Raw genomic sequence first — 24,696 nt, forward strand, 5'->3', positions numbered from 1 at the left:
CCTTGATGAGGCTTGAAGTGTCTGATGCTACTTATCCTCAAGGCGGAGGAGAAGGATAAATTATGGTTAAAGTAGTCCTGCAAGAACAACAACGTGCCCTACTCCAACGGGAGCGCAGCCTGGCCAGTGAGCTAGAGGCCTGCCTGGTTGGTTTTGAGGGTGCCGACGCCTATACAAATACCTTACGCCAGCTCACCACTTTTCTCGATGATCTGTTCCTGCTCGTCATCGTTGGCGAGTTCAACGCCGGCAAATCGGCTTGCATCAATGCCTTGCTCCATCAGGAAGTTCTGGAAGAAGGAGTTATTCCAACAACCCATCAGATTACGACCATCCGCTATGGTGAGGAGCAGCATGAGCGCCTGGTTGAGCAAGGCGTGCTGGAAATTCAGTACCCAGCCGACTTTTTGCAGGACATCAGTATCGTCGATACGCCCGGCGTCAATGCCGTATTGCGCGAACATGAACAGCTTACCGAAGATTTTATTCCGCGCAGCGACCTGATCCTCTTCGTCACTTCGGTAGATCGTCCCTTTACACAAAGCGAACGCGTCTTCCTGGAACGCATTCGCGCCTGGGGCAAAAAGGTCATCATCATTCTTAATAAGATCGATCTGCTGCGCACGCCCAAAGACCTGGCAGCAGTCATGAACTTTGTCAGCGAAAATTGTAAGCACCTGCTGGGCTTTGAGGCACAGATTTTTCCGGTCTCGGCCATGCTAGCTCAGCAGGCACGCAGCGCGCTCGGACATACAGCGGTAGACCTCTGGCAAAATAGCCGCTTCGGGGCGCTTGAAGAGTATCTCTTTTGCACGCTCGATCAGGCTGAGCGCGTGCGCCTTAAGCTGCTCAGCCCGCTTGGGGTGATGCAGCGCCTGCTTAGCGAGATCAATAGCTCAATTGAGCAGCGCACGGCCCTGCTTACCGAGGATGCGCACACGGTTGAGACCATCGATGAGCAGCTTCAGCTCTATCGCGAAGATATGGAACAAAACTTTGCCCATCGCCTGAGCGAGATCGAAAATATCATCCTGGAAATGCGCGCACGTGGAGATCGCTTCTTTGACGAGTCGATTCGCCTGGGCCGGATTTTCGATCTGATTCAGGGCGAGCGCATCCGCCAGCAATTTGAGCACGAGGTGATTGGCGATAGCGCCGCTCGCATCGATCAGACCGTGCAAGAGCTGATCGATTGGCTGGTTGAACATGAACACCGGCTCTGGCAGGATATTATGGAGTACCTCGAACGAAGGCGCAAGACGAGCGTCAGACGCGATAATGAGATGATTGGTTCTGTGGGCAGGCAGTTTGACTATAATCGGCGTACGCTGCTGCAATCGGTCGCGCGTACGGCCAGCAGCGTGGTACAAACCTACGATCGACAGACCGAAGCGGTTGAGCTTTCGCAGGACCTACGCAGCGCTGTCACGCAGGCAGCCATTGCCGGAGCCAGCGGCATCGGGCTAGGGGCAGCGATCGTCGCCTTTGTGGGAACGGCGGCCGCCGATGTAAGCGGTATCCTGGCTGGCGCGGTGATCCTTAGCCTGGGTCTCTATATCATTCCCGCCAGGCGCAAGCGAGCCAAGCGCAGTTTTGAGGCCAAGATGGATGAGTTGCGCCTGCGCTTACGGCACGCGATGACAGAGCAATTCCAGAAGGAGTTAAATAATGCCCTCAATCGCGTCAATGATGCCATTGCTCCCTATACCCGCTTTGTGCGGGCCGAACAAAAGAAAACCGCAGCTATTCAAGAGCAGGTCAATGCCATAAATAGCGCGGTTACAGCCTTGCACAATGAAATCGAGCAAATTGGCGCATAAGCCAGCCTGGCTCAGGACAGCGCACAAGCATCGTTGGCAAATTTGAGCATGAGCTCGCGCTGCTCAAGCATGCGTTCGACGTCGAGAGCCTGAGCACCGTGCTCCAGCCAGTGCAAGCTGAGCTGTTTGCCAGCGGTACCTAAGCGCTGCTGGTATGCCTCTATCTCGCTTACTGAGCAGCGCGGATCGTGGCGATCCTGCAATAAAAGGATAGGAGCTGCCACGTTCTCGGCGTAGATGAGAGGCGAGCTAAGCATATATTGCTCAGGCTTCTCAGCCGGTGGAGCGCCAAACAGCTTACGAATAAAATCCTGATTGCCGGCCTCTTGATAGTTGCGCCACCAATCAGTAATCGCAGAGCCAACCATCGCGCCGGCCCACAATTCAGGCTGCTTGCCCAGAGCCAGCAGGGCTATGCTTGCGCCATAATACCAGCCGGTGAGCACGATCTTTTGTGGATGCGCAAAGCCCTGTTCAAGCAGCCAGCGCCGCACCAACAGAAGATCCTCCAACTCCCAATGGCCAGGATTGCCGGCCATGCGCCAGAACCAGGCGGCATCTGGATCTGAGTGATCTGCATTGCCTGTCTTGATGGCCAAATAGGCAAAGCCATGCGCGAGCCAGAAGGCGCTGAGCGGCGAAAGCCAATCCGCCGAGCTATCTTTTGCGCCCTCGTGCACTTCAAGAATGGTAGGAAAAGGACCCTGGCCCTCGGGCAAGCCCAGGCTGCACTGAAGCGTCAAGCCACCCGAGGCGAAGCTTACGGAGCGCCAGTTTTCGCCGTGGGGAATACGCCAGTAGATGCCGGCTTCGCGATGCAGCAACTTTTCAGCGGTGACCATTTCGCGCCGCAAGGAGGATGCGTCGATATGGTGGCGTTGAATGATCTCGTTGACCTGCGCCTCTTTATACAGCACATCATACTCAAACTGGCTGGCCAACCATTTGAGAATCACTGCACGCTTTTTGCGGCTGGCCGGGATCTCCTTTAGCTGGATGCCGTCAAGGAAATCGCGCAGGACCTTGCGCTCCCAGGCATCGCCCTCAATATCATTGGCCAGCACTGCCATTTTCTCAGGCGTGAGCAAGAGTCGGTTCGTCTGGCGCAGGGCTTCGGCGTTGAGCCAGTAATAGTGGGTATTGCCATCGCTGCGCATACCCACAAGCTTCAGCTCCTTTAGACGAGCCAGGTGATGTGATATGGTCGGCGCGCGTAGATGGAGAAAGGCTGCTAGCTCCTCTACGCTATGCTCGCCGTTGGCAAGAATACCCAGCAATTTGAGCCTGTTCTCATCGGCCAGCACTTTAAAGAATTGGAGCAGGGTTTGAAATTCTTCCTGAGACATAGAACTCCTCTCTAATTAGATTTTTATCTAATTAGCATTGTATCAAATTTTTAAAGAAATGTATAGTCTCAGGCTGAATTTTTCAGTTCGGTTGTTTGGTCGCCTGACGGCGGCGCCCAAGAGGAAAACAAGTGGGGCACCGTTCCGTGCCCCAGGTGAAGGGCCGAGCCCTTCACAATCCCTTTATTAGAGAGCAGAAATGTATAGTCTCAGGAAGCCAAGAATCAGGCCTGCAAGAAGTTTCAGGTCGTTAGCTTGCGCGGCAGGGAATGCAGAGAACCGCCGATCACGACAGTATGGCCGCTGGGCAGAGCACTATCAAGGGCCGCCCGCGCAATCGCTTCGCCCATCTCGGCGGCCGTGGGAAGCTGGCCGATCGAGCTACGGCGCTGCTCAGCAAGTCCCGGCGCTCCTCGCTCTAGCAGCTTTGGCGTAACGGTTCCCTCAATCAAATCGCCGGTCACCACAATTAAGCGTATCCCCTGCGCCGTAAACTCGTCCTGGCGTGTGCGCAGAGCTTGTTCGCCGGCATATTTCGAGGCCGCCACGGCTTCGTAGGCCGGGATCTGTTCCACCTGGCCATTCAAATGTGCCCAATGACTTGTCACAAAGACAATCACGCCTCCGGCCGACATCAGCGGCAAAGCTCTCTCCACAAGAGCAAGCTGCGCATCGCGATTGATATGCATTGGATACGCGGGATCGGCGGCCAGCAACTCGCGTTCCAGGCCACCTGAAGCATTCAATACCAGCGCATCGAGGCGCGAACACCATGCTTGCAGCTCTGTAAAGAGCTGATCGAGGGCCGCTGGCTGCGTGATATCACTACATACAGCCAGGGCTCGTACGCCCTGCTGCTCGGCTCTCGTCACAACCTCCTTGGCGCGGGCGGCCTTATTGCGATACGTAATCGCCACATCGTAACCATGAGCGGCCAAAGCCAGGGCCGTTTCGGCGCCAATCCCGCGTGAACCACCAGTAATCAGTGCCACTTTTGTTTTTTCTTGTGCTGGCATCAAATGCTTCTCCCTTAATCCTTCGCTTTACATTTTAAAGACAACCTCACTCCCCTGTTGAGCCGAGGTATAGCAGGCATCAATGATCCGCGTGCGCAACAATCCTTCGCTCCCATCATGCGACGACCACTCGCCTTCTGTAATCGCGGCCACAAACTTGCGCGCGACGGCAAGATGGGCCTCGCCTCTCGTCACCTTCGGCTGGATATCTGCCGTAGTCCCGGCCACATCCGTATATATGCGCAGCGTATCCTGCCAGGCATGATTTCTCACCCTGATCTCGGCTCCCCCTTCCGTGCCATACAGTACAACGCCAAAGTCATCTTCAGCGTTACTATGTGTGGCCCAACTGGCCTCTAAAAGTAGCGTTGCCCCATTGGCCAGGCGAATAAAGGCGCTGCCCAGGTCCTCCACATCATAGGCATAACCCGTGCCAAATTTCTTATCGTTGACGTTTACGCCCAATCCGCGATGTCCCAGCTCGCTATAGGCTGAGGCGCTCACCGTCAATACCTGGGGATTGCCAAGGAGATAAAGCCCCATATCGAGCACATGCACGCCAAGATCGATCAGCGGGCCGCCGCCAGCCATCTCTTTATTGCCAAACCAGCTGCCGGCTCCTGGAATGCCCCGCCGACGCATCCAATACGCCTTGGCATAGTAGATTCTGCCCAGCTTGCCCTCGTCGATATAACGTTTTAAGACCTGGATATCGTTGCGCTCGCGATGGTTGAAGACCACGTGCAGCACGCGATTAGCGCTGACGGCTGCGGCCACAATCTCTTCCCCTTCTTGCAGCGTACGCGCCAGGGGCTTCTCACACAATACATGAAAGCCGCGCGCAAGAGCCTGCGTGGCAATTGGCGCGTGCAAATAGTTTGGTACAGCGATGCTCACAGCATCAAGATCGTCACGTGTCAATAATTCTTCATAATAACGATAGAGATGGGGCGCATTATATGTCTTGCCAAGATACGCTAGCCTATCCTCTTCCAGACCTGCTATGGCCACGATTTCTACATTTGCTAACTGCTGATATGCTTTTAAATGTTGCTCGCCAGCCCAACCTAAACCGATGACGCCCACCCGCACGGGACCAGTATGCTTTTCTCCACTCATTCTGCTTAGATACTCCTTGATATAGCCAGACACACGTTTACACACTAGTTTTGCAATACTAGCATGTTGCTCTCATTATATGCAGCTTGCCAACCCAACAACAAGTAAGGTGTCCGAGCTTATTCTGCCCCCGGGCGCAGTCCACAGGCTTGCCAGAGCTCATTTTCTGTAAGCTGAGGCCTGGTATAGAGGAGGGAAAATTGGGACCTACAATTCGCTAGGTCGCGACGCGTCCACTAGCTAGCGACGTGGCCCCAGGTTCCAGGTGAGAGGGTGATGCGGGAGGCTATGAATCTTTGCGCACAAGGCCCTGTTGCCAGGCAAAGACAGCGGCCTGTGTGCGATCCATCATATGCAGCTTGCCAAGAATATTGCTCACATGCCCCTTGACAGTCTTTTCGCTAATTACCAATCGTTCGGCAATCAAGGCGTTAGAAAGTCCATCGGCAATCAGGCGCAGCACATCAAGCTCGCGATCGCTCAAATCTATGAACGGATTGGGCGTATCGCGCTTGCCGCCGCGTATCTCCTGAACGACGCGGGCCGCTACGCGCGGATGCAGCACAGATTCGCCCTTGGCCGCCTTGCGCACAGTCTCGGCCAGCTCATCGGCGCCAACTTCCTTGAGCACATAAGAGAGCGCTCCTGCACGCAGAGCCGGAAAAATATGTTCATCTTCGTGGTAGGAGGTAAGCACGATCACCTGGGTATGCGGGCTTACCTGCTTTACCTGCCTGGTTGCTTCCACACCACCCATGCCCGGCATCAGTAGATCCATCAAAACGATATCCGGCACCAATTCAGCGGCCATACGCACAGCCGCCTCGCCCGATTCCACCTCGCCAACTACCGTCACATCGGGCTGAATAGAGAGAAAAGCGCGCACGCCCTGGCGCACAATGCTATGGTCATCCACAATAATCACTGTAATTTTATCTTGCATATCCTGGCCTCTCCCGTCCTAAACGCTGACCGCGCCGGGCTCGCAGCGTGCAATCACCGTCGTACCTTTCCCTTTTATACTTTTGATCTCTACCTGTCCATGCAAAGTCTGCATACGTTCGCGCATAGATTGCAAGCCAACTCCCTGCCCGCGTCTTGCCGAGACCTCAAAGCCTTTACCATCATCAGCAATTGATAGAGTAACCAGATCCTTCTCACAGAGCAAACAAAGCTGCACAGAGCTAGCCTGGCTATGCCTTGCCACATTGGCCAGGGCCTCTTGCGCCACACGAAACATGGCCTCCTCGACAGCCTGGGCCAGAGCCTGCTCTCCTTCCACATTCACCACAGCCGAAATGGCAGTTTGCCCCATCCAATCCAGAACATATTCCTGCAGAGCCAGCGCCAGCCCTTTGCCTTCGAGCCCCACCGGGCGCAATTCACGAATCAGTGAGTTTAGTTCCTGCTGAGCCTGGCGCACAAGCCGCTCAGCCTCATTTAAATGAGTTTTCGCGCTCTCGGAATCGTTGCTAAGCAAGGCTTTCGCCGTGCTCACTTGCATCGAGACTGCAAAGACTTGCTGCTTGACGCTATCGTGCAAATCGCGAGCCAGGCGATTACGCTCTTCCAGCGTGGCAAGCTTCTGACGCGTCTGCAACAATTGCTGTAGCTGCTCGGCCATCAGATTAAGTCGCCGCGAGAGCGAACCCAGCTCATCGCCCGATGAATCTTTAACAAAAGTAGAGAAGTTGCCCCGGCTCCAGTTCTCTACTGCCAGGGCTAGATTACTAAAGCGCTTCGTGAAGCCGCGCGCAGTTAAGGCTCCAAAGATAGCCCCAACAAAGCCGGCAAAGATCAGAAAGATCAGCGCGCTAAGCAAGATAGCAAGCAAAATGGGCGGAAAGATAGTCAGCAAGGGGATGCGCGCATTAACGACATGTGAAACTAGAGCGCCAACCACGTTATCATCCTTATCGACAATTGGTGCAATTATTAGCATTCCTCCATCAGCAAGATCCATGGATTGGACAGAGCCATCCGAGCCACTGCTGAGGGCTTTGTGCAAGATGGGAGCTGCCTGAGCAGGAAGGCGCGCCTGAATGTTACTGTTCGCCGGGAACTGGTCTCGTCCCTCGCTGACTACTACTTGCCCTTTACTATCTACGACGGCAGTAAAGCGCCGCGTCTCTATCAGAACCTGGTCATCCTCTACCTGTGGAATCCAGTTACTTAGCTTCTCCTTGTCTGGCTTACCAGCTACAAAGTACGTGGCAGCCTGTGTTGCCTCGCTCTGAATCGAATCCATAACGGCGTAGGGGATGAACTGATTAATCCCCCAGACAACCAAAATGGCAAAAAGGATCTCAACCACGAGCAGGGCAAGCACCGTGATCAGGGTATACGAAAAGGTAAGTTTCCATTGTAGCCGACTAAAAGGACTGGCCATGCGTGATAAGAGCTTCATCAACCACCTCTCACAGAGAGCAAGCCTTCAGGATTCCCGGTTCTCATGCTCCTGTCTCTAGACAGCGACCCGAGGCCAGAAAAAACAGGACCTCAAACCACAGGCGCACGACGCAACCTATGCGTTATCCAGAAACAGAGCCTCCTCTCCAGAGGGGGTATCCATAGTCTGAAGACAGAGCGTAACAATTCCACTCCAATAGTCAGTCTATGTGATAATAGCAAAAAGGTCAATCGAGAATGTAGCAAACGAACAGACCTGGAAACAGGCAGGTTTTAACTATGCAGGTTTTGCCTTTGCAAGCACCAGCCCGCAATTCCGCAAAAGATCAGCGTATAGAGCGCAATGCCTATAGCAGCCTGCCCGGCACTGAGAGTAACATCATGCGTGACATTGAGCGGCACATTGAGCAGCGAGACATTCTGGTCAACCATAGCGGTGGTCAGGCTGGCAGGAAGATAGAGCGCAACCTGTCCCCATATGCCACCCAGCAAGGATAATCCTCGGGCCAGCAAACCCTCTAGCAATCCGGCAAAAAGCAGGCTGCCACAAATCGTAATCCAGGGTGAGCGCGTGATAATTCCCAGCATGAAAGTCAGGGCAATATACGGAAAAACTGAATAGACCGCACGCACAACGCTCAGCAATAGTTCGACAAATTTCACCTGCGCAATATTGACGCTTCCATGGATAGACAGGGATAAGAGCAACGAAAGCCCGCCACCCACCAGGAGAATTACCAGGCCCATCAAAATAGCGGCCATAAACAAAACCAGCACTTTGGTGCAGAGCAGCCAGAGGCGCGGTATGCCATGGCTGAGCCACAACTGCATAGTATGCCAGGAGTACTCCTGAGTCGTTATCCAGCCGGCCAGGGCGACAAGTAGCAACCCACCCAACGAGGTAGCTGTGATTGAGTTCAATGAGACAAACAGCCCAAGCGGCCAGCCGAAGGCGTTTACCAGGCCCGGAAAAGCGCTTCTGGCGGCATACAGTAGCAGAGCAATAAAGACAAAGAGGAACGTTACGAATAACAGTTCAAGCCAGAAAAGACGCTGTTTAAAAAACCTGTCGATCTCAAGCCGTAAAACATTTACAAACATGCTCTCTCCTTTAGCCTTATGGCGCCTTATGCGTCAATTCCAGATATACATTCTCTAATCCAGCTCTGCCCACGACAATATCTTCAGCTGCGACTCTCTGTCCCAGCAGAAAATCTCTCACCTGCTCTATAGATATTCCCCAGACCTCAACCTGCTTTTCACCTCGCCGCACCCTACGAACCTCCGGCAGCTTACTGAGGAGTTGCGCAATATAGTCGGGATCACCTGTATGCACGCACACCGTTTCGCTGGCTCGTAGAAGCTCCTCGACCGTCCCTTGCGCAACTATATGTCCACGCTGCACAATTGCTATGCGATCACAGGCAACTTCCATCTCCTGTAATAGATGGCTGCTCATAAAAATGGTCATGCCGCGCGCGGCAAGGGAACGCAAGAGTTCGCGCACCTCTTGCGAGCTATAGCGATCCATGCCGCTGGTAGGCTCGTCAAGGATGAGCAGTTCCGGAGCATTGAGCAGGGCAAGGGCTAAGGCCAGGCGCCGGCGCATCTCAGGGGCATAGCGAAAAACCAGCTGATCCGCTATATGTTCAAGGCCCGTCAACTTTAAGGTTTCGTCAATACGCTTTTCCGGCAGATCTGGCCGCAGTCGAGCCAGAATGCCAAGGTTCTGGCGTCCCGTCAGGCTAAGTACCAGGGCCGAGTTTGCCATCATTGCCCCCACGCGTCGCAAGACGCGATTGTGGCGTGGCGTCACATCCTGGCCAAGAATTCTGATTTTGCCCTTTGTGGGCGCGCTAAGCCCCAGCAGCATACTGATAGTCGTCGTTTTACCGGCACCGTTAGGACCCAGAAAACCGAAAATTTCGCCTCTCTCCACGTGCAGCGAGACATTATCAACAGCACGTAAAGACCCAAATTGCTTGCTCAAATGCTCCACCTTGAGCACAACTTCCATGCGCTACCTCCGCAGGCTGACCATGTATTTACCATTCCATCTTGCTAGATAATAGGATAATCTAAAAAGCTAATTCTAACACGCTCCTACGGTCGTATCCAGGGTACGACTCAAGATGTATCGAGGAAGAGTTAGCACAGAGCTGCACACAGAGGTAAATCGGGTTGATAGGAGTTCCTCGCCAGGCCTGCCTTACCAGCTCAGCAAGTGAAAAGAGGAGCAGGCTCTATCTCAATATTCTGCTCCGCGAAAGCGCACAAAGGAGGCCATATGCACGTCTCAACACATGGCCCCTTTTGTTGTATTGCCGGTCCCTGGCCTTTAGCCTGATCAGCGCTCATTGTAGAGCCTGAGGCCCTTTATGCCGCCAGGTCTCTGGCCCACAGTTTGAAGCAGCGCCTATTGTAACCAGGCGCGAAGCTGCTAATTCTTGGTAAGGATATGGATCGCCTTGCCAAGGGCATTCTCGGCGCTCTCCTGCAGCGTCTCGCTCAGTCCAGGGTGCGCGTAAAGGATCTCGGCAAGATCGGTTAAGGTTGCCCCCATCTCGATAGCCAGGGCCGCCTGACCGATAATATCGCCGGCGCGCGGCCCGACCAGGGTAGCACCAAGGACCACCCCATCTTCTTGCGAGGCCACAACCAGGGCAACGCCATTGTCGCTACCCAAGGTCAGAGCGCGCCCATTGGCAGCTAATGGGAAGCGGCCTTGCACGACCTGGTAGCCGGCTCCCTTTGCCTGCTCGGCCGAGAGACCTACAGTAGCGATCTCCGGGGTTGTATGCACGATGAGCGGGGTAACCAGAGGCGCAAACTGCACGCGTTGCCCGGCTCCCACTTCGGCGGCGAGCTTGCCCTGCTTGAGGGCGATACTGCCCAGCGCCTGGCCGCCCGTACAATCCCCCACGGCATAGATACGCTCAACCGTGCTTTGCTGCATCGTATTGACGGCAATTCCAGCGCGCTCATTGAGCTGCACGGCGACGGCATCAAGATGCAAGCCGGCGGTATTCGGGCGCACTCCTGCAGAGAGCACAAGAGGTCGCTCGCTCACTTCGGCCAATTTGACCTTCGTGACTACCTGCACGCCAAGCTTGCGTAAGCCTGCCTGCACGAGGCGCAAGGCAGCAGGATCGACGCCATCTAACAAGCGCTCGCCTGGCAGAAGCAGGCGCACTTTTACGCCAAGGCGCGCAAAGATCGTCGCCAGTTCCAGGGCGATGTAATCGTTGCCGGCAATACTCAACGTCGCCGGCAGCTCGCTAAGACGCAAGGCCTGCTCTGGCGTCAGGATCTGCTTGCCATCATAGTCTATGCCAGCAACAGGCGCGGCGCTAGCCCCCACGGCCAGAATACATTGCTCAAACTTGAAGCGATGGGAGCCATGTTCGCCCTCGACGCGCACTTCCTGCTCATTGATAAACCAGCCATTGCCGGTCACGGCCTCAATGCGATTTCCTGAGATCAGCTGACGCACACCATTCGAGAGCCGATCCACGACGCTTTGCTTCCAGGCCTGCATCTCAGACCAGTTAAAGCTTACTGATTCGGCACGAATGCCCATCTGTGCCAGCTCTTCCTGTCGCGCCTGCTGATAGCGCTCAGAAGCAGAGAGCAGGGCCTTGAGCGGAATACAGCCGCGATTCAAACAGACGCCACCTGCAGGTCCAGGCTCAACGATGGTTACATGCCGCCCAAGCTGCGCGGCGCGAATCGCCGCAGCATAGCCGCCGGGTCCCGCGCCAAGGACCAACACGTCAACAGCAGTAGTAACATCACCAACAACCATACTTTGCCTCTTTCTATCAGACCATATCTAGCATCAGCTGTTGGGGATGCTCTACCAGTTCTTTGAAGCGTGCCAGGAAACGACCCGAAAGCGCACCGTCGATCAGGCGATGGTCAAACGAGAGGGCCAGGGGCATCATGAGGCGAGCGATAATCGTGCCGTCGCGCACCACGGCTTTTTCCTGCAGGCGGCCAACGCCAAGGATGGCCACCTCTGGATAATTGATGATCGGCGTCCCGCTGCTGCCGCCAAAGCTGCCCACGTTATTCAGGGTAAAAGTGCTGCCAGCAACTTCATGCACGGCCAGCGTGCGTTTCTGCGCGCCGGCAACCAGGTGCTCAAGCTGCTCGGCAATCTGCAAGACTGTCAGCTTATCGGCATCGCGCAAGACGGGGACCAGCAAGCCCTCGGGCGAATCGGTAGCCACGCCGATATGATAGAAGCGTTTATAGACAATCTCGCGCTTCTCTTCGTCAAGGCTGGCATTAAAAATAGGAAATTCTTTGAGCGCTGGCAGCAGCAATTTGATCAGCAGGGGCATATAGGTCAGGCGCACGCCGCGCTTCTCGGCGGCGGGTTTGAGGGCCTGGCGCAAGGCTGCCAGCTCGGTACCATCCAGCTCATCAAAGGCCGTGGCATGGGGCACGGTCCGCCACGAGCGCTCCATATGCTCAGCGATGCGTCTGCGCAGACCGGTGAGGGGCTGGCGCTCCTCCAGAGCGGCTGAAACCTGAGTTGTTGCTGGCCGACCGACCGTCTTAGCCTGTCCATTCGCCCCGGGCAGCGCGGGCTCGCTCTGCTCAGAGATTGAAGCTGCCACGGGCTTAGCGTTTTTCAAGCCCTCGGCATAGGAAAGCACGTCATCCAGCGTCACTCGTCCGTTCGGCTGCGACGAGGGGACCTGCGCCAGGTCGATGTCAAGTTCAAAGGCGCGTTTACGCACGGCCGGGGCTGCCAGAACACGCTTGGTAGACGCTGGCTGTCCCGCGTTTGTCAGCGGAGCAGCTGAGTTCACTGTAGTCACCGGCGGCGCGGCTGCTGCGGGCTGAGCGGCAGGTCTGTTAGCCGGCGCCTTATCGCTGCCTGTCTCAAAGGTCACCAGCAGCTCACCCAATTTGGCCACCTGCCCGGCCTCAACGCGAATCGTCGCAATCCGTCCCGCCACCGGCGAGGGTATTTCCACCACAGCTTTATCGGTCTCAACCTCGACCATTGGTTGATCAAGCTTCACAGTATCGCCAGGGTTGACAAGCCAGCGGCGTATCTCGGCCTCCTGCATTCCCTCTCCCAGGTCCGGTAGTCTAAATTCTTGCATGGCATAGCTCCACAATACTCAACTATTGAAGGGGATAATACGAGCATTTGTGCGTCGAAGATCCGCAGACTGCCCGCCCCCAGAAGGATGGGCAGCCATTTTAGCGCCGGTTCAGGGCTCCATGACGCGCTTGAGGGCATCTAGCACCTTTTGCGCATTGGGCAAATAGTAATCTTCCTGAGCGGGAACAGGATAAGGCGTATCATAGCCGGTCACGCGCTCTATCGGCTTGAGAAGCGAATAGAGGCAGCGTTCGTTGATAATCGCCGTCACCTCGGCCCCCACGCCGCCGGCGCGTGCCGCCTCGTGTACGACAAGCGCGCGACCTGTCTTCTGGACCGAAGCGGCGATCGTCTCTTCATCCAGCGGCCAGATCGTACGTAGATCGATCACTTCAACGCTTGTGCCCATCTCCTTCTGAGCCAGTTTCGCAGCTTCCTGCGCCACCGGAACCATCGCCCCATAGGCAAATACGCTCACATCGCTGCCTTCCTGCAGCACATTGGCCTTACCCAGAGGGATGGTATAGTGCTCTGCGGGAACCTCCTGGCGAAATGAGCGATACAACTTGATATTCTCTAGAAATAGGACGGGATCGGGATCGGCTACGGCAGCCGAGAGCAGGCCTTTCGCATCGTAAGGATTGGAGGGGATAACTACTTTGAGCCCAGGCGTCTGCATAAAAATGCCTTCCAGGCTATCCGAGTGTAGTTCCGGGGTGCGCACGCCTCCGCCATAGGGAGCGCGCACGACAAGAGGACAGGTAAAGACACCGGCGCTGCGGGTACGCATGCGCGCCGCCTGCGTTACCAGCTGATTCATACAGACAAAGAGGAAGCCGGCAAACTGGATCTCCGCGATGGGTCGCAGGCCATACACCGCCATGCCCACCGAGCTACCAATAATCGCCGATTCTGAGAGAGGGGTATCGAAGACGCGCTGCCCGCCGAACTTCTTCTGCAGATGTTCGGTGACCCGGAATACGCCACCGTTGGGGCCGATATCCTGTCCTAAAAGGACAACCCGCTTGTCACGCTCAAGTTCCAGGGCCAGGGCTTGATTCAAGGCTTCAATCATCGTTGATTGCATGGCTGTTATCCTCTCCTATCTTTTTTCTGCTGCGCATAATGGACAAGATCCTTGCGCTGCTCTTGTAGGCGCGGCGAGAGACTGGCAGCCATATAGTCAAAGAATTCATCGGGTGGGGGCGGTGGCACAGCTTCAGCCTCATTCACTGCCTGATTGAGCTCTTCCTCAATTTCAGCGAGCATCCGCGCATCCTGCTCTTCGCTCAGCAGGTCGCACTTGAGCAAGTAGTTGCGCACGCGGGCGATGGGATCTTTAGTCCGCCAGGACTCGACCTCGGCCGCATCTCGATAGCGCGTCGGATCATCGGCAGTGGTATGCGCGCCCATACGATAGGTAAGCGCCTCAACCAGCGTCGGACCCTCGCCAGCTCGGGCGCGCTCAACTGCCTGCTGCATTACATCATAGACCGCCAGCAGATCATTACCATCGACAAACACCGATGGAATGCCAAATCCGGCCCCGCGCTGCGCAAACGTTGGGGCCGCCGACTGGTGCTGACGAGGCACGCTGATCGCCCAGCCATTATTCTGCACCACCAGCACAACGGGAGCCTGAAAGACGCCGGCAAAGTTCAAGGCTTCATTGAAATCGCCCTCAGAAGTGGCGCCATCTCCGCATACGCCAACAGAGACAACCGGATCGCCAGCGATTTTGGCCGCCATGGCCAGGCCAACTGCGTGCAACAGCTGCGTCCCGATCACGATCTGAATCGGCAGGCAATGGGCCTCGCGGGGATAAGCGGGAGTAAAGCCACGGAACGAATAGATAAGCGTGGAAAGGGGCACGCCCTTCAGCAGGAGAGAAGCTATTTCGCGATACGAGGTGGCCAGCCAATCCTGGGGCTGTAAGGGAGCCGCCAGGCCAACCGCCGTCGCCTCCTGACCCACCAGCGACCCGAAGGTTGTCGCACGTCCCTGCCGCTGCAAGGCAATGATCTTATTTGAGAAAGCTCGCCCCAGATGCATAGCGCGATACAGAGCCAGCAAACGTTCTGTGCTAAGGTTGGGCATTTTCCCCACCAGATTACCCTCGGCATCGAGGATCTGATAGGCGACCATTCCAGGATCAATCTGTTGGATCGTCACGGTTTACTCCTTCAGTGGCTTTTTAAGAAAATAAGCGTTATCCGTAAGCAGATAGGTAACAAATCCAGGATGGGCAGGCGCAGAGCAACCGCGACGCCATTGTCATGGTTGCCCCATCAAGCAAGAAACGTATTAACGCGCTCCGCCAATATAGACCCAGGGTGCATCCTGTTTGCGGCGCGCTTCGTAAGCGGCGATCTCATTATTATGAGAAAGCGTCCAGCCCACATTGTCAAGTCCTTTAAGCAAAGCCTGCTTTCTAAACTGGTCAAGCTCAAAGCTTAGCGCGCTTCCATCCGGCCGGGTGATCGTTTGGGCCTCCAGATCCACGCTCAGCGTATATCCCTCATTTGCCTCAATCTCCTTGAATAGCTGGCTCACGGTCTCCTCAGGCAGAGTAACCGGGAGAATGCTATTGTTGAAGCAGTTATTGTAGAAGATATCGGCAAAACTTGGCGCAATCAAACAGCGAAAACCATACTCACGGATCGACCAGGGAGCATGCTCGCGCGAAGAGCCACAACCAAAATTATCGCCGGCGACAAGAATCGTAGCTCCCTGATAGCGTGGCTTGTTCAGGACAAAATCAGGATTGGGCGAGCCATCGGCCTGGAAACGCCAGTTGGCAAACAGCGCCTCGGCAAAGCCTGTGCGCTTGATCGATTTCAAGAAGCGGGCCGGCGTAATCTCATCGGTATTGACATTGGTCCGATCCAGCGGAGCCACCAGGCCCGTGAGTTTTACAAAAGGTTCCATAAACTTCCAACTCCCATAAAGATGTAGGCGCAGGCTAGAGCTCGCGAATATCCACAAAATGTCCAGCAATAGCGGCGGCGGCAGCCATCGCCGGGCTGACCAGGTGCGTGCGTCCGCCACGTCCCTGGCGACCCTCAAAGTTACGATTGCTGGTCGAGGCGCAGCGCTCACCCTCCGAGAGGCGATCGCCATTCATGGCAATACACATGCTACAACCAGCTTCACGCCACTCAAAGCCAGCTTCGCGGAAGATATCAGCAAGTCCCTCTTCCTCGGCAAGGCGACGCACCTGCATTGAGCCCGGAACCACAAGTGCCCGCACCGAGGGCGCGACACGCTTGCCCTTGACATATTTTGCCGCCATGCGCAAATCTTCAAGGCGCGAGTTTGTGCAAGAGCCGATAAAGACGGTATCCAGCTTGATATCCTTGATCTTCTGCCCCGGCTGCAAGCCCATATATTGCAGCGCACGCTCATAGCTCTTTTTGCTCAGCTCATCCTCCTGGGCGGCTGGATCGGGCACATTAGCTGCCACATCGGCGACCATACCGGGATTGGTGCCCCAGGTCACCTGCGGCCCCAGGCCTGCTGCATTGAATTCATAAACTGCATCAAAGTGCGCATCGGGATCGCTGGCCAGCTGTCGCCACGAGGCCACTGCCTGCTCGAAGAGTTCGCCCTGTGGTGCATAGGCGCGGCCCTTGATGTAGGCAAATGTGGTTTCGTCGGGAGCAACCATACCGGCACGGGCGCCCGCCTCAATCGCCATATTACAGAGCGTCATGCGCCCTTCCATCGAGAGGCTGCGTACTGTAGAGCCACTGAACTCAATGACATGGCCAGTACCGACGCCAGTGCCAAACTTGCCGATGAGGGCCAGGGCCAGATCTTTGGCCGTCACGCCAGGGCCCAGCTCACCCTCAATGCGAATATTCATGGTTTTGGGCTTTTTCTGCAGCAAGCACTGCGTAGCCAGCACGTGCTCAACTTCGCTGGTCCCGATACCGATTGCAAATACGCCTAAGGCACCATGTGTGGAAGTATGCGAGTCCCCACAGACAAGCGTCATCCCAGGAAGGGTAAGGCCTAACTCCGGCCCAATGATATGCACGATTCCCTGTTGCTGATCATTCATTTTGAAGAGCGTTACGCCGAAATCTCGGGCATTCTGCTCCATAGTCGTGATACATAAGCTGCTCGCCTGATCGACAACATCAAGCATACGACGCCCACTTACCGTAGGCACATTGTGATCAAGCACGGCGACTGTAGCGTCGGGGCGACGCACTGGTAAGCCAGCAGCCTTTAAGCCGGCAAAGGCTTGCGGAGAAGTAGCCTCGTGTACAAGGTGGCGATCGATATAGAGAATAGTAGATTCGCCGGGGACATCTCTCACAACGTGAGCATCCCAAATCTTATCAAACATCGTTTTTGGCATAGCAATAACTCCCAGGATTTTAAGAATCAGGTCGGATCGTGGGCGGCGCGTAGCGGAGATACCTGACGTGATTGATATCTCTGCTACGCACGGTTACTACATGTTACCACATTACGCCCTTGAAGGTCATGTGCTTCTATCCCCAACCCAGGGGTTTCCGCTTCTCATTTGGGCCACCTGACGGCAACGAAGAAGAGGAAACGTTGGGGCACGCCGCAATATAGCGCATTAAGCCTTCAACAATCCCTTTCTTGAACATGGGAAGTCCCTGGCTCCCAGGTGTGCGCAGCTTGTCTCTTCTAACCGATCCCGGACCCGCTCTGCTTGGCAGGTAAATAGGGACGTATCTTGCTTCACAGACGCTGCTAAAAATAGTATCCCGGCCAAACCCATAGCCGGCCTTTCCTCCTCTGACGGCGCTGACAGAAGAGGAAAAGGTCAAGGCTTGCTATTAGCGATCCCAGCTCTATACTGCCGGCTGCTGGTCTACACTGCCAGTAATACTATCGGCAATATAGCGCATGTCCATCTCTTCAAGAACCTTCTTCTTGCCCAGCAGCAGCTTGGCCATATCAAAGGCCTTATTCAGCTGCTCGCGCTCCAGCTGATAGCCCAGCTCACGCATCTGCGCATCAAGCGCCGCGCGTCCCGAGAGCTTGCCAACATGCATGCGACGATCAGCAGCAGTCAAGCCAACAGATTCCGGGGTCATAATCTCGTAAGTACGGGCATCCTTGAGCACGCCATCCTGATGGATACCACCGCCATGCGCAAAAGCATTGGCCCCCACGACAGATTTCGTCCATTGTGGTTGCATGCCCGATAACTTGGCAATCAGGCGACTGGTCGGCACCAGCTTCGTCGTGTCCACCTTGACATCCATGCCCAGATCTGCCGAGCGCGTCCGAATGGCCATCACAATGTCTTCGGTCGCGGCATTGCCAGCGCGCTCGCCCAGGCCATTAATGCACGTATCGACACGTTCAGCGCCGTTGCGCAAGCCCGTCAGGGCATTGGCCACGGCCAGCCCCAGATCATCATGACAATGGGCGGAGATACGAATCTGGGGAAACTCGCGCTTGAGATCGGCAATCAGCTTGCCAAATTCCCAGGGCAAAGCAACCCCAACAGTATCGCAAATTGTGATGAAGCGCACGCCCTCCTTCAGCAAGGCATCACAAACCTCAAGAATGAAATCAAATTCGGTACGGGTTGTATCTTCTAAGGCAAAATCTACGTTCTCGGTCAGCGTGCGAGCATGCGCGACAGCCACGCGCGCCATCTCCCGCACCTGCTCGCGCGTCTTTCCAAGCTTCACCTCACGGTGCAAGGGCGAGATACTGATAAAGGGCTCGATTACGGGATGAGCCGCGATCTTGACGGCCTCCCAGGCTCGATCGATATCGGCAATATTCGCACGACCAATTGCTAGAATCTCGGCATTATCGATCTTCGAAGCGATAAGGCGCACCGCCTCAAATTCACCAGGTGACGAGATGGGAAAGCCACAATCCAGAGTATCGCAGCCCATATCAGCAAGGGCCTGGGCAATCTGTAGCTTCTCCTCGGGGAAATAATTAACCCCAGGAGTCTGCTCGCCATCACGCAGTGTGGTCTCATAAATCTTGATGATGCGAGGTTCCGTTGCCATAAAATCACTCCTTTGTGACAAAACATCAGCTGTACACAAAACTACTCGGGCCAATCGTATAGACAGGTAGAATCATCTATCGGATGCGTGATCGGGGCTAATCTCAGTAAATAATGGTCAAGGCACCGGTTGGCGCAGACCCAAGAAAAGAAGGCATGAGCGCAGCCAGATACAGCAGAAACCAGCGCATGCGGACCACGAAACCGCGTATATGCTGCCAGGGATACGTTCTCTGGAGGAGGGTGATCTGGCATGTCTATCTCCTACATAATCAGGAACACTGCAGAGCAGTCAGAACTACATCGTCCTTATCGTCAAGCTCCCTACAAACGTATTTTACCATCATTGTAGAGATATTGCCACATAGAGATATAACTGTAGCGTTATAAATAGCAGCAAGCTTGCTTTTCTCGCGACAAAAGGGTTTCCCGGGACAACGCAGTAGTACTTCTTTACCGACGCATTGAGCCATATCTAGCTTCTCCACTATAATAGAGTCGGGATAAGGAGTGGCTTGAGGCTTTTCTTTATTTCCCGCCGTGTATTTATCGCCGCAACCAGGTGGGGGTAGGATGTCCCCTATAAAAACGCCTTTCCCCAACAAGAATTTGCTCACCGGCTCAGCTTTATAGGCTGATATTCCGGGCAAAATGAGAAGCTCCGACTGGAATGTTCTCATAGCGTATGTTTTAAAGAAAAACTATAGAAGAGGGAAAAACAACAGGTATGGATATTACAGGTAGCCAGAAAGTTAAAGCGCCTCGACCTCAGGTATTTGAAGCGCTGCAAAACCCTGAAATTCTCAAAAATTGCATTCCGGGCTGCGAAGCTGCCGAGTTTGTGGACTTTCCTAGCGGCCGCCAGCTGAAATTGACAGTCTTACTCAACATTCCGGGACTCAAAGGCCCCTACACCGTATTCTTGCAGACTGGCGAGATCGTAGTACCTTCGCGCGTCGTCCTGATTGCCGAGCCGACCAGTTCCCTTGGCTCCGTCAAAGCCACTTGCGCTATCGATCTTAGCGACGATGCCGAAGGCACCAACCTTTCCTACAATACCCACGCACAGCTAGAAGGCAAGATCGCCGCTACCCCTGACATGATCATCAAGGGCGCGGTAAAGGTGGCCCTTGATCAATTCTTCAAAAACTTTGAAAAGCAGGTTAGCACTACTAGAGCATAATATCTTTTCTAATTTAGCCAAAATAACTATTGAACGGTGGTAGCATATGTGCTACCACCACTTTTTTTATTGGCGAGGCAACAGGCCCTGCATAGTTGTGCTAATGATCGTATCGGCGATTTGCGCATGGGTATACTGCTTGGCCTGGGGATCTTGAAATACAATGCGACGCATGATAAAACCTATAACGCAGCCCACTATTGTCTGAGCGGTCAGGCTAGCATCCATGCTGCGAATGACCCCACGATCCATTTGTGTCTGCAGATAATTGGCGATGAAGGCTATCACATCCTGCAAAAAAGAAATGCTCACAGGTGCTATGCCAGGGTTATGCAATACCTCTGGCAGGAATATACGTGCAAACTGGCTAAATTGCTCACCATCGGCCACGCTGAGCACCTGCATGATCAAAAAGTGAAAAAAAGCTGCGGGCGGCTGCTCCAATAGCTGTGGCGAAGCTGTGCGCAGAACGCGGGCTGGGGAGCGCTCGGCCATCAGTTCCTTGAGCAAAGCTTCTTTGTTAGCAAAATAATGATAGATCAAGCCGGGCGTAATTCCCGCTTCCTGCGCAATATCTTTATTGGTAGTCCTATTAAAACCCTTTTGCGCGAAAACACGCATCGCGGCGTCAAGTATCTGCTCTTTACGGTCTTCCACTATCTTTGGAGTTCTGGCCATCGCATTCCACCCATTCTCTAAGTTTTGCGCCCCTCGGTGGGGCAGCCGAGGCGATACGCCCCAATTATCTGCCGACTTGAAGAGTTGCCGACAAAGCTTGTACGCCTCTCATCAATTAATTTATTAGATAATTAATTATAAAAAGAAAGAAATAAGAAGTCAAGCAGAGAGGAAGGAGCGAGAATGATCGGAGAACGATTAGCAGGGCATCCACTTGTAGAGAAGAGATGCCCTTTATATAAGATCAAGCACTATCCGCCTGTGAACCTCTACTGAGACGTGCTTTTCTTATGAAACAAGGTCGAAAGTCCGCACCTGCAGCACATATGCGAGCACGCGTACATGATAGGGTTGGGGATCTTCGCGTCCATTTTCCAGGTGAGCAATCGTATCACGACGCAAACCCGTGAGATCCGCCAGCTGGCCAAGGCTCAGCCCGCGGCGTTGCCGTAAGAGCCGCAGATTAGGCAAACCATGGGATTTAGAAGCCTTCTCACGCCCTTTAGCAGTTAATTGTTTCATATGCCTCTCCCTTGAGGTATAGGCCATTACCCTCCCCGGCGACGTTGCTAGAGAAGTACTAACGCCTGAATCTACTACACATAATGTTTTTACCTACACTCCTCTGTTTAAGAGCATACCAGATGAACCGGTTATTGTCTAGTGATCAGGTTTTAGTCCGGAAGAGCTTATCAAGCGAGTACGAGGTGTGAGGCATGGGCAAGAGAAGCTAGCTGTCAGAAGAGCCAGCCAGAGCTAAGGTGGCGGAAGCACTATTTACGAAGGAAGATGAATATTTAACTTTGAAGGCGGAAAAGCATCAAGGGAAGAAGGCTCAGGGCCACAGACAATCAAAGCCGAGGTCCCAGCATCGGGCTTATCAAGATACACTGCAGTATTGGCCAGGGCTTCGCTCCCATTATTAGCAAACTCGGGCATATTACCCAGGCGACTGGCCAGGCGAAAAGCGTTTCCATCGATAAAGGGCTGTAGAGAGGTAGCAATATCTCCCAGGGCCGCGGCATCGATGCCATCGCGTTGATCGCCAACGATCCAGAAGATTACCCCGCCATGCTCATAAATCATCTCACTATTTGTACCATAGACCCACTCATGTGAGGAGTTATCGATAGGTATCCACTGCCCATCTACGCTCACCGACTGAACGTGCCCATTTTCGATCTGCAAGCGATGAGCGGTCCCCAGCCTGAGAACTTGCGTCGTCTTATCAAGCGGCTTAAACTCATTGATCGTAATCTTACCGGTGCCATGCGTAGTTAAGCCGGGAATCATATAATCATAATTCAACTGCACGATGGGTCCATCGGCCCAGGCCGGATCATCTCCATTATAGAGAAAGATCTTTCTCAGCGTATAGTTTGAAGGAGTTGTCGTTGGCCAGTATAGCGGAAACTTAAGCTGCTGCTGAGCCGTCAAAACATTGATCTCTTTCTGCTGAACTATAGAACGCTCCTCATCGCGCAGCCGAGGAGCTGCGTACCCGTTTGGAGCATGAGGCTTTGTCTGCACAGCATTATTCGCGTTACCCGAGAGGAGAAAACTCAAGCCCGCGCTAAAAGCGTTGCTGGTAGCAGCCATGGTTACAAGCATAAGCACCATACAGGCAGCGACAAGGGCCACAGCCGGGCGAGGCAAGCGCGGGGCCTGCAAAATGGAGCGCAAAGAAGGTCGGTATGAGCGAGTGACACGACGCTCTAGATGAAGCTCACGGAAGACACGCGCCTTTACCTTGTGTTCAAAATCAGAGCTTACAGCCTGGTAGCGATTATCCTCAGCCTCAAGCAGAGTTTGCACAAAATAGGGAGGAAGCTCTTCCGCATCGGGAGAAAAAAGGCTTTCCAGCTCTTGCGCAAAAGTGATCTCATCTTCAGAGAAATCAGCAGGATAAGGGCTCTCAGGCTCAGTTGATAGGCATGGTTCATCCTTTGCTTCATGTAGATGACGTCGTTCAAATTCGCTCATACTCATATGCACGCTCCTTGAGCACTTCGCGCAAGCTTTTCCGCGCTCGCCAGAGCCGGGTATCGACAGCATGGCGGGTCAGGCCTGTTTTTGCCGCCAATTCTTCAGTACTGGCAAACTTAAAATAACGCTGATAAATCAAATAGCGGTCCAGCTCAGGCAGCGTTGCCAGGGCGAGGCGCAATTCTTCGCGTCTCTCACTCTGCTCTAGCAGATGTTCCATACTAGCTTCTGCATGTAAAGGAAGGATCGTCCTTGTATCGTACTCCCAAGTATTAGTACTGCGGCTTCCAGATCCGTCTGCCGAGTTCCATTGTCGTTTCTCTGCTGGCGGTTGCCAGTTATGCATTTGACGTCGGCACAGCTGGCGTCGGCGATCTAACGCGATATACTTTGCACGCATTGTTAACCAGGTGCGCAGCGTCCCTCTGGCCGGATCGAATGTGTCAATCTCTTGCCATACGGCAATGAAGAGATCATTGACGCATTCCTCCGCATCTTGCGAAACGCCTACACCATCTAACACCAAACGAATAAAATAAAATACTTCACGAGAATAGCGGGAGATGAGTGTTTCCAGAGCCTCTGGGTTATGCTCATGCAACCGTAGAGCGAGGTCATCATCCGACCAGTCATGTCGCACCATTCTAGCTCCTTGCTGACCTGAGTCTATCCCTTGAATAATACAGAGCCTTCGGCACCTCACTGGTAGCACTTAGTGAATTAGCTCATGCGAGGTAAGAGATATCTCGATCGGTGGTACACTCGCCATCACTATGATGAATATACGTCCGTGAGGGGACATATCTCTCATCAATCTGGCTTTCTACAATTGTGTGCAAAAGCGCCACAAAAGTCAAGTACTTATGGCCGTTTCCAAATATACGATGCCAGGCATCGGTGTTATATAATTAAAGTCTATTATTTCATGCGGGCGCCAACATTTCAAGCATATTCTGGAGGAATTTCATGACGTTTTCCATAGTAGCGCGTGACCCACAACATGGGGAGCTGGGCATCGCCGTTCAATCTAAATTTCTAGCCGTGGGAGCCGTGGTACCCTGGGCCAAAGCCGGGGTAGGAGCTATTGCTACGCAAGCCTGGGCAAATGCCTCCTACGGTCCCAAAGGGCTAGAATTACTTGCCAGCGGACTCTCTGCGGCCGAGACAGTTGAGAAATTGACCAGCGAGGACGAGGGCCACGCCGACCGCCAGATAGGCATTGTCGGCGCAAGCGGAAAACCGGCGACTTATACGGGAACTGGCTGCTTTTCCTGGGCCGGCGGACTTACCGGTGACGACTATGCCTGTCAGGGCAATATCCTCGTCGGGGCAGAAACCGTGCAAGCTATGGCCCGCACATTTGAAGAAACACAAGGTCTGCTCTGTGATCGCTTGCTAGCAGCCCTGGCCGCCGGTCAGGCCGCCGGTGGCGATAGCCGTGGCCAGCAATCTGCTGCGTTACTTGTTGTGCGTCCTCAAGGTGGCTATAGCGGCTTTAACGATCGCTTCATCGATCTACGCGTAGATGATCATCCGCAGCCAATTGAGGAATTACAGCGCATTCTCAAGCTTCATAAGTTGTATCTGTTCCCCAGCGAGCCCCAGGATATTCTTCCTATCAATGCGGAGCTAGCGCGGGAAATTCAAGAGATCTTAACCAGCACTGGCGACTACCAGGGCCAGCTTCATGGTTCCTATGATGCTGCGACACGCGAGGCATTTCGCCGCTACAGTGGCCGCGAAAATCTGGAGTCGCGCTGGTTTGACGATTCGAGGATTGATCGCCATGTTCTGCAATTTATGCGCGAGAAAGCTCAGGGAGGATCTTAAAGGCTCACCTGACGTACCAGGAGCCGCCATGCTATTCAGTTAGGCAGAGATAACAAAACGTGGGTCGTGCCTCTTTTTGTGCGCCGCCTACGACGGCGCGGCAGGAGGGGGATTGGGGGGCTGTGCCTCCAGACCCCCAGTCAAGGGACTATGCCCCTTGCAACCCCTACT

The 24,696-nt window shown here is 54.2% G+C and carries 21 protein-coding genes; 3 read left to right on the forward strand and 18 right to left on the reverse strand.

Annotated features, from left to right (window positions below):
- Positions 1 to 62: 62 nt before the first annotated feature.
- A complete protein-coding gene (locus EPA93_RS26385; protein ID WP_129890378.1) occupies positions 63 to 1,820 on the forward strand; it encodes a dynamin family protein in 1,758 nt (585 codons plus the stop codon).
- A gap of 11 nt (positions 1,821 to 1,831) precedes the next feature.
- Here the strand turns inward: EPA93_RS26385 and EPA93_RS26390 are convergent, their stop codons facing one another.
- From EPA93_RS26390 to EPA93_RS26455, 14 genes are all read right to left on the reverse strand, one after another.
- Entirely contained in the window at positions 1,832 to 3,166 is a 1,335-nt protein-coding gene (locus tag EPA93_RS26390) for a metalloregulator ArsR/SmtB family transcription factor (protein WP_129890379.1), read from the reverse strand.
- Positions 3,167 to 3,408: 242 nt separating this feature from the next.
- Positions 3,409 to 4,182 carry an SDR family oxidoreductase gene (locus EPA93_RS26395; protein ID WP_129890380.1) on the reverse strand — a complete coding sequence of 258 codons (774 nt, stop codon included), beginning with the start codon at positions 4,180 to 4,182 and terminating at the stop codon, positions 3,409 to 3,411.
- Positions 4,183 to 4,209: 27 nt separating this feature from the next.
- Complete coding sequence (locus EPA93_RS26400; protein WP_129890381.1) at positions 4,210 to 5,301, reverse strand: Gfo/Idh/MocA family protein; 1,092 nt, start codon at positions 5,299 to 5,301, stop codon at positions 4,210 to 4,212.
- 286 nt (positions 5,302 to 5,587) lie between these two features.
- On the reverse strand, positions 5,588 to 6,244 hold the full coding sequence (locus tag EPA93_RS26405) for a response regulator (protein ID WP_129890382.1): 657 nt from the start codon (positions 6,242 to 6,244) through the stop codon (positions 5,588 to 5,590).
- Positions 6,245 to 6,262: 18 nt separating this feature from the next.
- Positions 6,263 to 7,708 carry a sensor histidine kinase gene (locus EPA93_RS26410; RefSeq protein WP_129890383.1) on the reverse strand — a complete coding sequence of 482 codons (1,446 nt, stop codon included), beginning with the start codon at positions 7,706 to 7,708 and terminating at the stop codon, positions 6,263 to 6,265.
- A 275-nt stretch (positions 7,709 to 7,983) separates the two neighbouring features.
- Positions 7,984 to 8,811 carry an ABC transporter permease subunit gene (locus EPA93_RS26415; RefSeq protein ID WP_129890384.1) on the reverse strand — a complete coding sequence of 276 codons (828 nt, stop codon included), beginning with the start codon at positions 8,809 to 8,811 and terminating at the stop codon, positions 7,984 to 7,986.
- Between the two features lie 16 nt (positions 8,812 to 8,827).
- Entirely contained in the window at positions 8,828 to 9,727 is a 900-nt protein-coding gene (locus EPA93_RS26420; protein WP_129890385.1) for an ABC transporter ATP-binding protein, read from the reverse strand.
- A gap of 423 nt (positions 9,728 to 10,150) precedes the next feature.
- The gene (locus tag EPA93_RS26425; RefSeq protein WP_129890386.1) at positions 10,151 to 11,515 is read right to left on the reverse strand and encodes a dihydrolipoyl dehydrogenase family protein; all 1,365 of its coding nucleotides are present in this window, start codon (positions 11,513 to 11,515) and stop codon (positions 10,151 to 10,153) included.
- A 16-nt stretch (positions 11,516 to 11,531) separates the two neighbouring features.
- On the reverse strand, positions 11,532 to 12,830 hold the full coding sequence (locus EPA93_RS26430) for a dihydrolipoamide acetyltransferase family protein (protein ID WP_129890387.1): 1,299 nt from the start codon (positions 12,828 to 12,830) through the stop codon (positions 11,532 to 11,534).
- Between the two features lie 111 nt (positions 12,831 to 12,941).
- A complete protein-coding gene (locus EPA93_RS26435) occupies positions 12,942 to 13,919 on the reverse strand; it encodes an alpha-ketoacid dehydrogenase subunit beta (RefSeq protein WP_207229213.1) in 978 nt (325 codons plus the stop codon).
- 5 nt (positions 13,920 to 13,924) lie between these two features.
- Positions 13,925 to 15,004, reverse strand: a complete 1,080-nt coding sequence (pdhA, locus tag EPA93_RS26440) for a pyruvate dehydrogenase (acetyl-transferring) E1 component subunit alpha (RefSeq protein ID WP_129890388.1) — start codon at positions 15,002 to 15,004, stop codon at positions 13,925 to 13,927.
- A 132-nt stretch (positions 15,005 to 15,136) separates the two neighbouring features.
- Positions 15,137 to 15,760 carry a 3-isopropylmalate dehydratase small subunit gene (gene leuD, locus EPA93_RS26445; protein WP_129890389.1) on the reverse strand — a complete coding sequence of 208 codons (624 nt, stop codon included), beginning with the start codon at positions 15,758 to 15,760 and terminating at the stop codon, positions 15,137 to 15,139.
- A 34-nt stretch (positions 15,761 to 15,794) separates the two neighbouring features.
- Complete coding sequence (gene leuC / locus EPA93_RS26450; RefSeq protein ID WP_129890390.1) at positions 15,795 to 17,198, reverse strand: 3-isopropylmalate dehydratase large subunit; 1,404 nt, start codon at positions 17,196 to 17,198, stop codon at positions 15,795 to 15,797.
- 466 nt (positions 17,199 to 17,664) lie between these two features.
- Entirely contained in the window at positions 17,665 to 18,849 is a 1,185-nt protein-coding gene (locus EPA93_RS26455; protein WP_129890391.1) for a 2-isopropylmalate synthase, read from the reverse strand.
- A gap of 726 nt (positions 18,850 to 19,575) precedes the next feature.
- Between EPA93_RS26455 and EPA93_RS26460 the strand changes: the two genes are divergently transcribed.
- Positions 19,576 to 20,031 (forward strand): SRPBCC family protein, encoded by a 456-nt coding sequence (locus EPA93_RS26460; protein WP_129890392.1) that lies wholly within the window; start codon positions 19,576 to 19,578, stop codon positions 20,029 to 20,031.
- 66 nt (positions 20,032 to 20,097) lie between these two features.
- On the opposite strand, the gene EPA93_RS26465 is transcribed toward EPA93_RS26460, so the two are convergent.
- The 4 genes from EPA93_RS26465 to EPA93_RS26480 form a co-directional block, all read right to left on the reverse strand.
- A complete protein-coding gene (locus EPA93_RS26465; RefSeq protein ID WP_129890393.1) occupies positions 20,098 to 20,709 on the reverse strand; it encodes a TetR/AcrR family transcriptional regulator in 612 nt (203 codons plus the stop codon).
- Positions 20,710 to 20,997: 288 nt separating this feature from the next.
- Positions 20,998 to 21,231, reverse strand: coding sequence for a helix-turn-helix domain-containing protein (locus tag EPA93_RS26470; RefSeq protein ID WP_165423405.1), 234 nt, complete (start codon positions 21,229 to 21,231; stop codon positions 20,998 to 21,000).
- 255 nt (positions 21,232 to 21,486) lie between these two features.
- Positions 21,487 to 22,698, reverse strand: coding sequence for a hypothetical protein (locus tag EPA93_RS26475; protein ID WP_129890395.1), 1,212 nt, complete (start codon positions 22,696 to 22,698; stop codon positions 21,487 to 21,489).
- On the reverse strand, positions 22,679 to 23,338 hold the full coding sequence (locus EPA93_RS26480) for a sigma-70 family RNA polymerase sigma factor (RefSeq protein ID WP_129890396.1): 660 nt from the start codon (positions 23,336 to 23,338) through the stop codon (positions 22,679 to 22,681). Before EPA93_RS26480 ends, EPA93_RS26475 begins: the two co-directional genes overlap by 20 nt.
- A gap of 323 nt (positions 23,339 to 23,661) precedes the next feature.
- Between EPA93_RS26480 and EPA93_RS26485 the strand changes: the two genes are divergently transcribed.
- Positions 23,662 to 24,525: a DUF1028 domain-containing protein gene (locus tag EPA93_RS26485; protein WP_129890397.1), complete on the forward strand. Its 864-nt coding sequence runs from the start codon at positions 23,662 to 23,664 to the stop codon at positions 24,523 to 24,525.
- Positions 24,526 to 24,696: the final 171 nt, after the last annotated feature.

Source organism: Ktedonosporobacter rubrisoli (genome assembly GCF_004208415.1).
GTDB lineage: Bacteria > Chloroflexota > Ktedonobacteria > Ktedonobacterales > Ktedonobacteraceae > Ktedonosporobacter > Ktedonosporobacter rubrisoli.

Bases quoted from the DNA above. Each gene is read 5' to 3' on its own strand.
- EPA93_RS26385 (WP_129890378.1), top strand. From the start codon at position 63: ATGGTTAAAGTAGTCCTGCAAGAACAACAACGTGCCCTACTCCAACGG.
- EPA93_RS26390 (WP_129890379.1), bottom strand. From the start codon at position 3,166: ATGTCTCAGGAAGAATTTCAAACCCTGCTCCAATTCTTTAAAGTGCTG.
- EPA93_RS26395 (WP_129890380.1), bottom strand. From the start codon at position 4,182: ATGCCAGCACAAGAAAAAACAAAAGTGGCACTGATTACTGGTGGTTCA.
- EPA93_RS26400 (WP_129890381.1), bottom strand. From the start codon at position 5,301: ATGAGTGGAGAAAAGCATACTGGTCCCGTGCGGGTGGGCGTCATCGGT.
- EPA93_RS26405 (WP_129890382.1), bottom strand. From the start codon at position 6,244: ATGCAAGATAAAATTACAGTGATTATTGTGGATGACCATAGCATTGTG.
- EPA93_RS26410 (WP_129890383.1), bottom strand. From the start codon at position 7,708: ATGAAGCTCTTATCACGCATGGCCAGTCCTTTTAGTCGGCTACAATGG.
- EPA93_RS26415 (WP_129890384.1), bottom strand. From the start codon at position 8,811: ATGTTTGTAAATGTTTTACGGCTTGAGATCGACAGGTTTTTTAAACAG.
- EPA93_RS26420 (WP_129890385.1), bottom strand. From the start codon at position 9,727: ATGGAAGTTGTGCTCAAGGTGGAGCATTTGAGCAAGCAATTTGGGTCT.
- EPA93_RS26425 (WP_129890386.1), bottom strand. From the start codon at position 11,515: ATGGTTGTTGGTGATGTTACTACTGCTGTTGACGTGTTGGTCCTTGGC.
- EPA93_RS26430 (WP_129890387.1), bottom strand. From the start codon at position 12,830: ATGCAAGAATTTAGACTACCGGACCTGGGAGAGGGAATGCAGGAGGCC.
- EPA93_RS26435 (WP_207229213.1), bottom strand. From the start codon at position 13,919: ATGCAATCAACGATGATTGAAGCCTTGAATCAAGCCCTGGCCCTGGAA.
- leuD (WP_129890389.1), bottom strand. From the start codon at position 15,760: ATGGAACCTTTTGTAAAACTCACGGGCCTGGTGGCTCCGCTGGATCGG.
- leuC (WP_129890390.1), bottom strand. From the start codon at position 17,198: ATGCCAAAAACGATGTTTGATAAGATTTGGGATGCTCACGTTGTGAGA.
- EPA93_RS26455 (WP_129890391.1), bottom strand. From the start codon at position 18,849: ATGGCAACGGAACCTCGCATCATCAAGATTTATGAGACCACACTGCGT.
- EPA93_RS26460 (WP_129890392.1), top strand. From the start codon at position 19,576: ATGGATATTACAGGTAGCCAGAAAGTTAAAGCGCCTCGACCTCAGGTA.
- EPA93_RS26465 (WP_129890393.1), bottom strand. From the start codon at position 20,709: ATGGCCAGAACTCCAAAGATAGTGGAAGACCGTAAAGAGCAGATACTT.
- EPA93_RS26470 (WP_165423405.1), bottom strand. From the start codon at position 21,231: ATGAAACAATTAACTGCTAAAGGGCGTGAGAAGGCTTCTAAATCCCAT.
- EPA93_RS26475 (WP_129890395.1), bottom strand. From the start codon at position 22,698: ATGAGTATGAGCGAATTTGAACGACGTCATCTACATGAAGCAAAGGAT.
- EPA93_RS26480 (WP_129890396.1), bottom strand. From the start codon at position 23,338: ATGGTGCGACATGACTGGTCGGATGATGACCTCGCTCTACGGTTGCAT.
- EPA93_RS26485 (WP_129890397.1), top strand. From the start codon at position 23,662: ATGACGTTTTCCATAGTAGCGCGTGACCCACAACATGGGGAGCTGGGC.